This window comes from Pseudoduganella sp. R-31 (assembly GCF_049913235.1).
Lineage (GTDB): Bacteria > Pseudomonadota > Gammaproteobacteria > Burkholderiales > Burkholderiaceae_D > Rugamonas.
The window spans coordinates 2,505,461-2,519,452 of record NZ_CP183986.1 but is presented as its reverse complement, the minus strand read 5'-3'; the positions used below and the strand labels follow the sequence as shown (position 1 = coordinate 2,519,452).

General features: G+C 65.2%; 11 protein-coding genes. 10 read left to right on the top strand and 1 reads right to left on the bottom strand.

The genetic code is table 11. The annotated features are described in order from the left end of the window. Positions 1-43 precede the first annotated feature (43 nt). The 4 genes from ACN9MY_RS11465 to ACN9MY_RS11450 are packed head-to-tail and all read left to right on the top strand — an operon-like array spanning position 44 to position 5,687. A complete protein-coding gene (locus ACN9MY_RS11465) occupies positions 44-2,152 on the top strand; it encodes a TonB-dependent siderophore receptor (RefSeq protein ID WP_426337356.1) in 2,109 nt (702 codons plus the stop codon). Positions 2,153-2,169: 17 nt separating this feature from the next. Further along, on the top strand, positions 2,170-2,895 hold the full coding sequence (locus ACN9MY_RS11460; protein WP_426337355.1) for an ABC transporter ATP-binding protein: 726 nt from the start codon (positions 2,170-2,172) through the stop codon (positions 2,893-2,895). Further along, positions 2,892-4,325 (top strand): DUF3526 domain-containing protein, encoded by a 1,434-nt coding sequence (locus tag ACN9MY_RS11455; RefSeq protein ID WP_426337354.1) that lies wholly within the window; start codon positions 2,892-2,894, stop codon positions 4,323-4,325. Before ACN9MY_RS11460 ends, ACN9MY_RS11455 begins: the two co-directional genes overlap by 4 nt. Then, positions 4,326-5,687 carry a DUF3526 domain-containing protein gene (locus tag ACN9MY_RS11450; RefSeq protein WP_426322474.1) on the top strand — a complete coding sequence of 454 codons (1,362 nt, stop codon included), beginning with the start codon at positions 4,326-4,328 and terminating at the stop codon, positions 5,685-5,687. A 28-nt stretch (positions 5,688-5,715) separates the two neighbouring features. On the opposite strand, the gene orn is transcribed toward ACN9MY_RS11450, so the two are convergent. Next, positions 5,716-6,303: an oligoribonuclease gene (gene orn / locus ACN9MY_RS11445; RefSeq protein ID WP_426170736.1), complete on the bottom strand. Its 588-nt coding sequence runs from the start codon at positions 6,301-6,303 to the stop codon at positions 5,716-5,718. A 57-nt stretch (positions 6,304-6,360) separates the two neighbouring features. Here orn and ACN9MY_RS11440 point away from each other — a divergent pair, with 57 nt between their 5' ends. The 6 genes from ACN9MY_RS11440 to ACN9MY_RS11415 are packed head-to-tail and all read left to right on the top strand — an operon-like array spanning position 6,361 to position 13,975. After that, a complete protein-coding gene (locus ACN9MY_RS11440) occupies positions 6,361-7,632 on the top strand; it encodes a M48 family metallopeptidase (protein WP_426337353.1) in 1,272 nt (423 codons plus the stop codon). Further along, positions 7,629-7,970, top strand: a complete 342-nt coding sequence (locus ACN9MY_RS11435; RefSeq protein WP_426337352.1) for a 4a-hydroxytetrahydrobiopterin dehydratase — start codon at positions 7,629-7,631, stop codon at positions 7,968-7,970. The genes ACN9MY_RS11440 and ACN9MY_RS11435 overlap by 4 nt, the downstream gene beginning before the upstream one ends. Further along, positions 7,967-8,866 carry a ribosome small subunit-dependent GTPase A gene (gene rsgA, locus ACN9MY_RS11430; RefSeq protein WP_426337351.1) on the top strand — a complete coding sequence of 300 codons (900 nt, stop codon included), beginning with the start codon at positions 7,967-7,969 and terminating at the stop codon, positions 8,864-8,866. Before ACN9MY_RS11435 ends, rsgA begins: the two co-directional genes overlap by 4 nt. A gap of 10 nt (positions 8,867-8,876) precedes the next feature. After that, positions 8,877-11,711, top strand: a complete 2,835-nt coding sequence (locus ACN9MY_RS11425) for an ATP-binding protein (protein ID WP_426337350.1) — start codon at positions 8,877-8,879, stop codon at positions 11,709-11,711. A 45-nt stretch (positions 11,712-11,756) separates the two neighbouring features. Next, the gene (gene argF / locus ACN9MY_RS11420) at positions 11,757-12,683 is read left to right on the top strand and encodes an ornithine carbamoyltransferase (protein WP_426322467.1); all 927 of its coding nucleotides are present in this window, start codon (positions 11,757-11,759) and stop codon (positions 12,681-12,683) included. A 59-nt stretch (positions 12,684-12,742) separates the two neighbouring features. After that, positions 12,743-13,975 carry an argininosuccinate synthase gene (locus ACN9MY_RS11415; RefSeq protein WP_342119563.1) on the top strand — a complete coding sequence of 411 codons (1,233 nt, stop codon included), beginning with the start codon at positions 12,743-12,745 and terminating at the stop codon, positions 13,973-13,975. Positions 13,976-13,992: the final 17 nt, after the last annotated feature.

Genomic DNA, 13,992 nt, shown 5'->3' with positions numbered 1-13,992 from the left:
CCAGTGCGGCGGCGCATTGATCAAGCAAGACGAGAAGATAAAAATGACGAAGAAAATCCGCCTGCGTGCCATCCCGGCTGCGCTGGCACTGCTCACCCTGTCGGTTCGTGCCGAAGAACCGCAATCCGTCGAAGTCGTGGGCCGCCGCGACTCCGGCAGCTACCTGGCCAGCGACGCGCTGGGCAGCAAGACCGACTTGCCGCTGCGTGAACTGCCGCAAGCCGTGCGCATCATGCCGCGCCAGGTACTGGACGACCTGGGCGCCCTGCGCATCGACGATGCCCTCGATTACGCTGGCGGCGTGTCGCGCCAGAACAGCTTTGGCGGCCTGTGGGACAACATCGCCATCCGCGGCCTGGCCGGGGACCCGAACAACGGCATGGCCCTGTTGCTGAATGGCTTTGCCGCCAACCGCGGCGGCATCAACGCGCCGCGCGACACGGCCGCCGTCGAACGCATCGAGTTCCTGAAAGGCCCGGTGGCGGCGCTGTACGGCGCCAGCGAACCTGGCGGCACGCTGAATATCGTCAGCAAACGGCCGCTCTGGCGGCCCGCCTACGCGCTCGATGCGGTGGCCGGCAGCTTCGGCCTGCGCCGCGCGGCCCTCGACGCCACCAGCCCGCTGGGCGAAGCGCTGGCCTGGCGCCTGAATGCTGCCAGCGAAAAGCGCGACAGTTTCCGCGACCATGTCCATTCACGCCGTACCCTGCTGGCGCCGGCGCTCAGCATCAAGGCCGGACCGGGCACGCGCCTCGAGTACCGCGGCGAATTGCTGCGCCATGTGGGCACGCTGGACCGCGGCATCGCAGCGGTCAACGATGAACTGGGCGCCGTGCCGCGCGGGCGCTTCCTCGGCGAACCGGGCGACGGCGATATCCGCATCTTCAACAGCACGCAGCAGCTGATGTTCGAGCATGTACTGTCGGACGCGTGGCAACTGCGCGGCGGCTTGCTGTGGAAGCGCGGCCTGCTCGATGGCTACTCCACTGAACCGGCCGCCGCCCTCAATGCAGACCAGCGCACGCTGCGCCGCCAGCGCCGCCTGCGCGATTACGGCTCCGACGACCTGGGCGGACACATGGAACTGGCGGGCAGTCCGGCGCCGGGCCATGAACTGCTGCTCGGCGCCGAAGCTTACCGCTTTGATTACGACCTGCGCATGTTCCGCGCCAGCCCGAGCGCCGCCGCGCCGTATGCGATCGACGTGCTGGCGCCCGTCTACGGCCAGCCGCTGCCGGTGCCAGCCCTGTTTACCGACACGCTGGAGAAGCAGCGCAACGTGGCGGTGTATGCGCAGGACACGCTGCGCCTCGGCCAGCACTGGCGCGTGGTGGCCGGCTTGCGGCACGACCGGCACGAGCAGACCCTGGCCAACCGGCGCAACGGCACGGTTGCGCGCCAGGAGCCGAACGCCACTTCCCCGCGCATCGGCGCCAGCTACCTCGCCACGCCGGCGTGGACGCTGTTTGCCAACTGGGGCAGCTCCTTCCGTCCCAACACGGGCAGCGACGCCAGCGGCTCCGCCTTCGCGCCCGAGCGCGGCAAGGCCAGCGAGGCGGGCCTGAAATGGGAGCAGGCAGGCGGCCGGCTCGGCGCCACCTTGGCACTGTTCGACATCCGCAAACGCAATGCCCTCACCACCGATCCGCAGCAACCCGCCTATTCCGTGGCGGCTGGCGAGGTGCGCAGCCGGGGACTGGACTTCGACCTGGCCGGGCAACTGGGCCGCGCCTGGCGCGCCAATGCCAGCCTGTCCCTGATCGACGCCCAGGTGGTGCGCGACAACACGCTGGAAACGGGAGGCCGTTTGCTCAACGTGCCGCGCGTGAACGGCAGCCTGATGCTGATGTACGAAGGCGCGCTGGCCAACGGCGCCCGCTTCGGCGTTGGCGGCGGCGTGACGCACACGGGCCGCCGCCTGGGCGAAGCACGCACCCAGGCCCAGGCCAGCAGCGGTGCAGCGCCGTTCGATCTGCCGGCCTATACGGTGGCGCGCCTGGTCGCGCACTTGCACATCGCCCGCGGCCTGCGGCTGTCGCTCGATATCGACAACCTGTTCGACAAAACCTACTACACCAGTTCCTACCAGCGCACCTGGGTCGCGCCCGGAACGCCGCGTGCGGTCTCGCTGGGGCTGCAGGCTTCCTACTGATTGAAAGGAGAACACAGATGACCAAGATTGCACTTGAAGCGGTGGGCCTGACGGTCCGCTATGGCACGGCCAGGGTGCTTGACTGCCTCGACTTGCAGGTACGCCAGGGCGAGATCTACGCCCTGTTGGGCGGCAACGGCGCCGGCAAATCCACCACGCTGAACGCCTTCCTCGGCTTCGCCCGCCCGGCGGAGGGTTATGCCCGCGTGTGCGGCATCGATCCCGCGTTCGATCCGCTGGCGGCGCGCGCCAGCCTGGCCTATGTACCGGAGAACGTCGCCTTGTACGAACACCTGTCGGCACGCGAGAACCTCGATTACCTGCTGCGCATGGGCGGCGCCGACGCCGCGCCCGCCATCATCGAGGCGGCGCTGGACGACGTCGGCCTGGACCCGGCGGCCTGGGACCGTCGTCTCGGCGGCTACTCCAAAGGCATGCGCCAGAAGGTTGCCATTGCATTGGCGGCGGCGCGCCTGGTGCCGGTGCTGCTGCTGGACGAGCCGACGTCCGGCCTGGACCCGCATGCCACCAGCGAATTCAATGCCCTGCTGCTCAAGCTGCGCGAGCACGGCGTCACGGTGTTCATGGTGACGCACGACCTGCTGGGCGCTGCCGAAGTGGCAGACCGCATCGGCTTCCTGGACCGGGGCCGCATCGCCCATGAACTGGCCGCGCACGGGCCGCAGCGCTTCGATGTCCAGCAGTTGTTCCAGCGCTATGCCGATGCACGGAGGGCGGCATGAGGCCCGCGTTTGCCGCCACCGCTTGGCGCGTGGCATTGGAGGAATGGCGCGCCCTGCGGCGCAGCAGGGTCGCCGTTGCTGCGGCGGGCCTGCTGCTGGTGCTGACGCTGGCGGCCATCATGGTCAGCCTGGAACGCGCCCACAGCGTGGAAGCGCAGCGTGCCCGCCTCCAGCAGCAGGCCGACGAGCAGTGGAACAGCCAGCCGGACCGCCATCCGCACCGGGTGGTGCATTACGGGCACTACGTGTTCCGCCCGCTGACCGCCCTCGCTTTCTTCGACTTCGGCGTGGCGCCTTTCACCGGCAGCACGCTGTACCTGGAAGGGCACCGCCAGAACAGCGCCAACTTCAGCGACGCCGGCCAGTCTTCGCTGCTGCTGCGCTTCGGGCAATTGACGCCGGCCTTCGTGCTGCAGGTGCTGGCCCCTTTACTGCTGGTGTTCCTGGCGTTCGGCGCCCTGGCGCGCGAGCGCGAACGCGGTCAACTGCGGCTGATGCTGGCGCATGGCGTCGGCGGCGGCGCGCTGGTGACGGGCAAGCTGGCGGCGCACGGCGCGTTGGCCCTCATGCTGGCGGCGCCGGCGCTGGCAGCCCTGCTGTTGATCGCTGCGGCCGATCCGCTGCTGGTGGCGCCGGCCGGCTGGCTGGCGCTGGGCTACGCCGCCTACCTGCTATTGTGGTCGGCTGCTGCGGTCTTGCTTTCCGCCCTGGCGCGGCGGGCGCGCGATGCGCTGCTCTTGCTGGTTGGCGCCTGGGCCCTGATGGCGGTGCTGCTGCCGCGCATGCTGCCCGACCTGGCTTCCAGCATGGTGCCGCGCCCTACCCGCATCGAAATGGAAGCGGCCGTCCACGCCGAACTGGCGCGCATCGGCGACAGCCATAACCCGGACGATCCCTACTTCCGCAGTTTCCGCGACAGCGTGCTGAAACGGTATGGTGTCAGCAAGGTCGAGGACCTGCCCGTCAACTACAAGGGGCTGGTGATCGAGGAAGGCGAGCGCCTGACCAGCGAGCTGTTTTTATCCAGCATGCAGCGCGACTTCGCACGCCAGGCCGCGCAAGGCAGCGTGCTGGATACGGCGGCGCTGGCGGTGCCGCTGCTGGCCCTGCGCGGCATGTCGGCGGCGCTGGCGGATACCGACCGGGCGGCGCATGAGCGCTTTCTTCTGGCCGGCGAGGACTATCGCTATCGCCTGATCCAGGCGCTGAACCGGCTGCACGCCGAAAAAGTGAAGTACCACGACGACCGCGCTCAGCGCATTTCGGCTGACTACTGGCGCGCACTGCCGCGCTACCGCCATCCCCCCTCCCCGCTGGAACGCACAGTCGCGCAGCGCGTATGGCCCGCGCTGGCCGTCCTCGCCGGCTGGCTGGGCGCCGCCGCATTGCTGGCCGCCTGGATCGCGCGCCGTCTGGAAAGGAATATCTGAATGAAGAACTGGAAATTTGAACTGCTGCTGTTGTTACGCTCGCGGCCTGCGGCTGCGGCGCTCGTGGTGCTGGCGCTCTTGTCCGCACTGTCGGTCTGGAACGGCATGCAGGCGATGGGCGCTCAGCGCGTCGCGCTGGAGCGGATCGCCGCCGTCCATGCCGCCGACCTTGCAGAACGGGCAGAACGCCAGCCTGCCGACGGCGATGCCGGGCTCACGGCCTACTACACGCCTCACCTGACCTTCGACCCGGCGTCACCGTTGGCCTTTGCCGCCATCGGGCAGCGCGACGTCCAGCCCTATGCGCTGCAGGTGCGCGCCCTTGGGCTGCAAGCGCAGCTCTATGAATCGGAAGCGATCAATCCCGAGCTGGCTGCGCCGGGACGATTCGACTTCGCCTTTGTGCTGGTCTACCTGGCGCCGCTGTTCATCATCGCCCTGATGCACGACATGGTCAGCGGCGAGCGCGAGGCCGGGCGCTTGCGCTTGCTGTCCTCCCTGCCCGGCAAGCCCGGCGCGCTGTGGCGGCGCCGCGTGCTGCTGCGCCTTGCCCTGCTTGCCGCGGCCCTGCTTGTGCCTTTGCTTGCCGGTGCGCTGCTGTCCGACGCCGCACCGGGTGAAACGGCCCTGATGGCGGGTGCTGCGCTGCTCTACCTTGTTTTCTGGTGCGGCGTGGCCGCCTGGGGCGCGACTGTGGCGCGTAACGCAGCAGCGGGCGCCGCGTTGCTGCTGGCCGCCTTCGTGCTGCTCGCATTGGTGCTGCCGACGGCAGTCAACGCCGCGCTGGAGCGGGCCATCCCGGTAGCGCAAGGCGCGGAACTGGCCCTGGCGCAGCGCCAGGCGGTGCATGCGGCATGGGACAAACCGAAGGAGGAGACGATGCAGCGCTTCTTCCGCACCCATCCTGAGTGGAAAAACACGGCGCCGCTGCCTGAAGGCTTCCATTGGAAGTGGTATTACGCCATGCACCAGGCCGGGGATGACATGGTTGCTGGGCAGGCAGCCCAGTACCGCAACGCACTGTGGTCGCGTGAAGAGTGGACGCGCAACGCGGCAATATTTCTGGCGGGAGTGAATGTGCAGGTGCTGCTGCATCGGCTGGCGGGAACCGATATGCAGGCCCGCATGGCCTACCAGGATCGCGTGGCCGCCTACCATGAGCGGGTGCGACGCCACTTCTATCCTTACGTATTTGACGAGAAGCCGTTCGGCGCGGCGGACTTTACACGGTTGCCAGTGTTTGTCCCGGCGCCGGGCGCCGGCTTTCCGCCTGCCCTGCTGGCCTGCGCGCTGGCCCTGCTGGCGGGCGCCGCGCTGGCGCTCGGGCTGCGCAGCACAGCTCGTGTCACACTTGGGGTGTGACCCCATGGTGTGACACGGGCTCGGCTGATTAGAGCTTGATGAAGTTCTCGCGGTAGTACTTGAGCTCTTCGATCGATTCGATGATGTCGGCCAGGGCGGTGTGCTTCTGGGCTTTCTTGAAGCCGGCGACCATTTCCGGTTTCCAGCGGCGGCCCAGCTCCTTCAGGGTCGACACGTCGATATTGCGGTAGTGGAAGAAGGCCTCCAGCTTGGGCATGTACTTGACCATGAAGCGGCGGTCCTGGCCGATGGTGTTGCCGCACATCGGGGATTTGCCGTTCGGGACCCATTGGCGCATGAAGGCGATGAATTCGGCTTCGGCCTGGGCTTCGGTCACGGTCGACGCTTTCACGCGGTCGATCAGGCCGGAGCGGCCGTGGGTGCCTTTGTTCCAGGCGTCCATCTTGTCCAGCGTTTCGTCCGACTGGTGGATCGCCAGCACCGGGCCTTCGGCCAGCACGTTCAGGTGCATGTCGGTGACCACCATTGCCACTTCGATAATGCGGTCGGTCTCAGGCTCCAAGCCGGTCATCTCCATGTCGACCCACACCAGGTTCATTTCATTCGGGCGCTGCGGGGTGACCGGGGTTGCTGGGGTGTCGTTCGCTTGTGACATAATTCTCTCTAAGACAATATAGGGCAGGTTAATCCGCCATTTTCTCACAGGCACAGAATGTATTCACACGCGTTTTCGTATTTGTTCATTGCATTTTTAACATCAACTCTGGTGGTGCGATTCTGGCTCGCTTCGCGCCACATCCGCCATGTATTGCAAAACCGCGCCGCCGTGCCAGCCGATTTCGCGGAAAAAATCCCCCTCGCGGCCCACCAGAAAGCCGCCGACTACACCATCGAGCGCACCAAGCTGGGACTGCTGAACATGATGGTGTCCAGCATCATGCTGATCTGCCTTACCTTGCTGGGCGGCCTGCAATGGCTCTCGGCCACTTTGTTCAATGCCACCGGCGGCGGCATGGCTTACCAGCTTGGCCTGATCGTTGCCGTCTGCGTCATCTCAGGCCTGGTCGACCTGCCGCTCGACTACTACCGCCAGTTCAAGCTGGAAGAACGCTTCGGCTTCAACAAGATGAGCAAGCGCCTGTTCTTCATCGACCTGCTCAAGGGTGTCGGCGTCGCTGGCGTGATCGGCTTGCCGCTGGTGTGGGTCATCCTGGTGCTGATGGAAAAATCGGGCAGCCTGTGGTGGCTGTACGCCTGGTTCGTGTGGTGCGGCTTCCAGCTGCTGGTGATGGCGCTCTACCCGAACCTGATCGCTCCGCTGTTCAACAAGTTCACGCCGCTGGCCGACGAATCGCTGAAGCAGCGCATCGAGGGCTTGATGGCGCGCGTCGGCTTTGCCTCCAAGGGCCTGTTCGTGATGGACGGTTCCAAGCGCAGCGCGCATGGCAATGCCTATTTCTCCGGCTTCGGCGCGGCCAAGCGCATCGTGTTCTACGATACCCTGGTGTCCAGCCTGTCGCCTCAGGAAGTCGAGGCGGTGCTGGCGCACGAGCTGGGCCACTTCAAGCTGAAACACATCATCAAGCGCATCGTGGTGATATTCGGCTTGTCATTGGGTTTCCTCGCACTGCTTGGCTACCTGAAAGGCCAGCTCTGGTTCTACACCGGCCTGGGCGTGAATCCGATCATCGTGCCCGGCCAGTCCAACGACGCACTGGCGCTGCTGCTGTTCATGCTGGTGCTGCCGGTATTTACCTTCCTGTTTGGCCCGCTGACGTCGCTCAGCTCGCGCAAGCACGAGTTCGAGGCCGATGCCTTCGCCGCCAGGCATACCGATGCGCGCGACCTGGTGTCGGCCCTGGTCAAGATGTACGAGGACAATGCGTCGACCCTGACGCCTGACCCGCTGCATTCGGCCTTCTACGATTCGCACCCGCCCGCCAGCGTGCGGATTCGTCAACTCAACCTGGCGGCATCTCAATGACAGCGAATATCCACACCGCGGCCGATTTGCGCGCGCTGCGCTGCAGCCACCAGACGCAGGCCCTGGACGCCCCTGAGGCGCTGCGTCTGGTCCAGTTGCTGGATGGCTGGAGCATGGCCAGCGGCAAGCTGGTGAACACTTTCGGCTTCAATAACTACTACGAGACGATGGCTTTCGTGAATGCGCTGGCCTACATCTCCCACCGCGAAGACCATCACCCCGAACTGGTGGTGGGCTACAAGACCTGCCAGGTGCGCTACGACACGCATTCGGTCAACGGCTTGTCGATCAACGATTTCATTTGCGCCGCCAAGGCCGATGCACTGGGCCAGGCATGAGCAAGGGGACCAAACGCACCGGCACCATCATCGCAGCCCACGGCCGCCACTACCTGGCCGAAGCGGACGGCCAGCGCCTGCAGTGCGTCACGCGCGGCAAGAAGACCAATGTGGCGGTCGGCGACATCGTTGACCTGACCCTGACTTCGCCCGACCAGGGGGTGATCGACAAGATTCAGGAGCGCAAGACGCTGCTGTACCGCTCCGACCAGTACAAGTCCAAGCTGCTGGCCGCCAATGTCGACCAACTGTTCATCGTGGTCGCAACGGAACCAAGCTTCTCGGACGACCTGGTGTCGCGCGCCCTGGTGGCTGCGGAGGCGGCCGGCATTCACGTGCGCCTGCTGCTGAACAAGGTTGACGTGACCGACATGCTGGAACACGCGCGCAAGCGCCTGCAGGTCTATTCGGCGATGGGCTACGAAGTGATCGAAGTCTCGGCCACCGGCCAGCCCGAGCAGACTGGCGCAACGCTGGCGCCGCTGCTGCAAGGTCATTCCTCGATTCTGATCGGCCAGTCAGGCATGGGCAAGTCTTCGCTGATCAACATCCTGGTGCCGGACGCCGATATCGCCACGCGAGAAATCAGCGAGGCGCTCGACACCGGCAAGCACACCACCACCTTCACCCGCCTGTACCATGTGGGCCCGGATTCAAGCGTGATCGATTCGCCTGGCTTCCAGGAGTTCGGGCTTTACCACCTGAGCGAAGGCATGCTGGAACGGGCCTTCCGCGATTTCCAGCCCTATCTCGGCGGCTGCCGGTTCTATAACTGCCGCCACCTGAGCGAGCCGCAATGCGCGGTGCTGGAGGCCGTCAACGAAGGCAAGATCGCGAAAATGCGGCATACGCTGTACGGCCAGTTGTTGCACGAGTCCTCGCAGACGCTCTATTGACGGGACGCCAATGCAGCTTCTGTTTGCCGATGACGATGCCGTTGCGCACTGGGAGCTCGAATTGCTGCCCTTGCGCGGCATTGCGCGGCTTCCGGTGCTGCTCCCCTTGGCCTGGCATTTGCGCCAGCGCGACGGCAAGCGCGCGCAGGAACTGGCGCGCGAAGCAGCCGCCCTGCTGCCCCTGGCTCACCTGCCGGGCGATGCACGCGCTTCGCTCGAAGCGCGACTGCACCTGGTCGACGGCGAAATCCGCTGGCTGCTTGGCGAGCTCGATGCCGCCGCCAGCCTCGCTTCGCGCGCGCTGGAGGCGTTCGAAGCACAAAACGACAATATCGGCCGGGCCGACGCCCATTGGCTGAAGGCCTGGATCTCGGTCGACCGCGGCAACCATGGCCAGCGCGATGCTGAACTGGAAGCCTGTTCCAACGCAGCCCATGCGGCGCCCGACGAGCAGCGCGCCACCATTGCGGATGCTGTGCAGGCGCGTTGGGCGGCATTGCGCGACCTGCACGCCGCGACAGAGCGCTGGGGCGAGCGTTTCAACATGTCGGTGGAAGCGCCGCCCAGCGTCGAATGCTGGATCAACGACTTTTTCGCCATCGCGGCCAGCCAGGCCGGCGATATCGGCAATTCGGCCAGCTTCTACATCCGCAGCTATGAAGCCGCGCTGCAAACGGGGCAGATTCGCGCAGCCGCCACGGCCGCCATCAATATCGCGGAGAAATTCTCGCAACTGAACGACCACCACTCCGGCCTGGAGTGGATGCAGCGCGCCATGGACCTGGCCAAACCTACCGGTTGGCCGCGCAGCATCGGCTCCTGCCTGGTGCACACGGCCGACATCGTGCGCCGCCTTGGCCGCCTTGGCGCGGCGGAAGAGCTGCTGCGCGAGGCGCTGGTAATCCTGGCGCCGCAAGCGAACGGCCGCACCTACGCCATCGCCTTGCAGCACCTGGGCGAACTGTGCCTGGACAAGAAGGATTACGGCGAAGCGCTGGATGCTTTCCAGCGGCTGTCTGAGCGCGCGGAAGCCTTGCAGCAGGGCGACTTCAAGATCGTAGCGCTGCGCGGCCAGGCCCATGCCCTGTGCTTCCTCAATCGTTCGCTGGAAGCACTGGACATGGCGCTGATGGCGGTGGAACGCGCATCGCGCCACCATAATGCCTTCCACCACGTGGCGGCACTGCGGGTGCTGGCCCTGATCCACGGCCAGCTCCAGCTGTCCGCGCCGCCCGGCATGCAGGCGCCCAACGCCCGACTGCATTACCTGCACCAAGCCCTGGAAGCGGCACAGACCATCAAAGGCTACACAGTGCCGGGCGACCTGTATGACGCACTGGGCGCCGAGTACGCGCGCCTGGGCGATTTCGGCCGTGCTTACGAAATGGCGACCGCCGCCAGCGCCGCGCGCGAAAAGACCCACACGCTGGACGCCACCAGCCGCGCCATCGCCATGCAGGTGCACCACCAGACGGAACAGGCGCGTGCGGAAGGCCTGCATCATCGCGAACTGGCAATGTCCGAAGCGCGCCGCGCCGAAGTGCTGCAGCAAACCACCAAGCTGCTGGAGCGGCTATCGGCCATCGGCCAGGAAATCACCACCCACCTCGACGCCGGCGCCGTATTCCAGGCCCTGGACCGCCACACCCACGCCCTGCTGTCGGCCAATACCTTCGCGGTCTACCTGGTCGATCCGGCCGGCCGCCAGCTGGAACGTGCCTTCGGCGTGGAAGCCGGCCAGGCCCTGCCCCGCAACGCAATCCCGCTCGACCACCCCACCGCCTACACCGCGCAATGCCTGCGCGAGCGGCGCGAGGTGTACATCGACCAGATCCCGCCCGAGCGCGACAGCACGGCCACGCCCGGCACGGCAGCCAGCCGCAGCGCCCTGTACGTGCCGTTGCTGGTGGGCGAGCGTGCGCTGGGCGTAATGACGGCGCAAGCCATGCATGCCAATGCCTATGGCGAACGGGAACGGTTGATTTTCCGCACCCTATGCGCCTACGGCGCCATCGCGCTCGACAACGCCCTCGCCTACCGGCAGCTGCAGGAAGCCCAGTCGCAGCTGGTGTCGCAGCAAAAGCTGGCGGCGCTGGGCGCGCTGATGGCAGGCGTGGCGCATGAACTGAATACGCCGATCGGCAACAGCCTGCTGATTGCCAGCACGCTGGAACAGAAAACCACCGAACTGGAAGAAGTGGTCAATGGCCGGGGGCTGCGCAAATCCGAGCTGCTGGCCTACATCGACGACGCGCGCAAGGCTTCCACCCTGGTCATGCGCGGCCTGCACAGCGCGGCCGACCTGGTGTCAAGCTTCAAGCAGGTGGCGGTGGACCGCACCACCGAGCAGCGGCGCATTTTCAACCTGCAGCAGGTGACGCATGAAGTGGTGGCGACGGTGATGAACCGCATCCGCAAGGAAGGCCACACGATCGCATTCGAGGTGCCGGAGCTGATCATGCTGGACAGCTATCCCGGCCCCTTCGGCCAGGTCATCACGAACCTGATCAACAACGCCTTGCTGCATGCCTTCGACGGCCGCGAAGGGGGCCAGCTGCACCTGCTGGCGACCACGCCGATAGAAGGCCGCGTGCTAATATCGTTCAGTGACGACGGCAGCGGCATCGCGCCGGAGAACCAGACGCGCATCTTCGACCCGTTTTTCACCACCAAACTGGGACAGGGCGGCTCGGGGCTGGGGTTATCAATCAGTTACAACATCGTCACTTCCCTGCTGGGCGGCCAGATCGCCGTCGACAGCAGCAGCGCAGGCACCACCTTCACGCTGGACCTGCCGATATCGGCGCCGAGGCATGACCCCGAACGCCCGGCCACGATTTATTGAAATGCCCGTATAATCTTTAGTCCACCGCAGCAAAACTTTGCAAAGATGTCTATACCACCTAAAAGCATCAAGCACTATCTCCAGTTCAAGGACCTGACCCTGGAGGAGTACGAATATGTGATCGCCCGCGCAGCGGAAATCAAGCGCAAATTCAAGGCCTACGAGATTTACCACCCGCTGATCGACCGCACCCTGGTCATGGTGTTCGACAAGAATTCGACCCGTACCCGCCTGTCTTTCGAGGCCGGCATGCACCAGCTGGGCGGCGCAGCGATCTACCTGAATACCCGCGATTCCCAGCTGGGCCGCGGCGAGCCGGTGGAAGACGCGGGCCAGGTCATGTCCCGCATGTGCGACATCATCATGGTGCGCACCTTCGGCCAGGACATCATCGAACGTTTCGCAGCGCATTCGCGCGTGCCGGTGATTAACGGCCTGACCAACGAACATCATCCATGCCAGGTATTTGCCGACATCTTCACCTATATCGAGCATCGCGGCTCGATCAAGGGCAAGGTCGTGGCCTGGGTGGGCGACGCCAACAACATGCTCTACTCCTGGCTGCAGGCGGCCGAAGTGTTCGGCTTCCACGTCAATGTCTCCACGCCGCACGGCTACGACATGGACATGTCGCTGGTATCGACCGACCGCTACACCTTCTTCGCCAACCCGTCCGACGCCTGCGAAGGCGCAGACCTGGTCAACACCGACGTCTGGACCTCGATGGGCTACGAAGAAGAAAACGCCGCCCGCCTGAAGGCCTTCGACGGCTGGATCGTCGATGCCGCCAAGATGTCCCGCGCCAAGCCGGACGCCCTGTTCATGCACTGCCTGCCGGCCCACCGCGGCGAGGAAGTCTCCGCCGACGTCATTGACGGCCCGCAATCCGTGGTGTGGGACGAAGCCGAGAACCGCCTGCACGTACAGAAGGCCCTGATCGAATATTTGCTGCTGGGCAAGATTGCTCAATAAATGGGGACGTACCCCATTTTTCAGGCAACACCAACCAATATCAACTGACTGAGAAAATCATGAGCGACGTAAAGAAAGTAGTCCTCGCCTACTCCGGCGGCCTGGACACCTCCGTGATCCTGAAATGGCTGCAGGACAACTACAACTGCGAAATCGTGACCTTCACCGCCGACCTGGGCCAGGGTGAAGAGCTGGAGCCGGCACGCGCCAAGGCGCTGAAGTTCGGCATCAAGCCTGAAAACATCTTCATCGACGACGTGCGCGAAGAGTTCGTGCGCGATTTCGTCTTCCCAATGTTCCGCGCCAACACCGTGTACGAAGGCGAGTACCTGCTGGGCACCTCGATCGCGCGTCCGCTGATCGCCAAGCGCCTGATCGAGATCGCCAACCAGACCGGCGCCGACGCCATCTCGCACGGCGCCACCGGCAAGGGCAACGACCAGGTCCGTTTCGAACTGGGCGCCTACGCACTGAAGCCAGGCGTGCGCGTGATCGCGCCATGGCGCGAGTGGGACCTGCTGTCGCGCGAAAAGCTGCTGAAATACGCGGAAGATGCCGGCATCGAAATCGACATGAAGCACAAGAACGGCGGCGCGCCCTACTCGATGGACGCCAACCTGCTGCACATCTCCTTCGAAGGCCGCCACCTGGAAAACCCGAGCGCCGAAGCCGAAGAATCGATGTGGCGCTGGACCGTCAGCCCGGAGGCTGCACCGGACCAGCCGGAATACCTGGACATCGAGTTCGAAAAAGGCGACATCGTCGCCCTGAACGGCAAGCGCATGTCCCCTGCCACCGTGCTGACTGAGCTGAACCGCCTGGGCGGCAAGCACGGCATCGGCCGCCTGGACCTGGTGGAAAACCGCTACGTCGGCATGAAATCGCGCGGCTGCTACGAAACCCCTGGCGGCACCATCATGCTGAAGGCGCACCGCGCCATCGAGTCGATCACCCTGGACCGCGAAGTGGCCCACCTAAAAGACGACCTGATGCCGCGCTACGCCTCGCTGATTTACAACGGCTACTGGTGGGCGCCGGAGCGCGTCGCGCTGCAAACCCTGATCGACCACACCCAGGCCACCGTGAACGGCTGGGTGCGCGTCAAGCTGTACAAGGGCAATGTGATCGTCGTCGCGCGCGATTCGAAGACCGACTCGCTGTTCGACCAGACCATCGCCACCTTCGACGAAGACGGCGGCGCCTACAACCAGGCCGACGCCGGCGGCTTCATCAAGCTGAACGCGCTGCGCATGCGCATCGCCGCCAACGCAAGGAACAAGCGCGGCCAGTAAGCTGCCTCCGCTCCTCT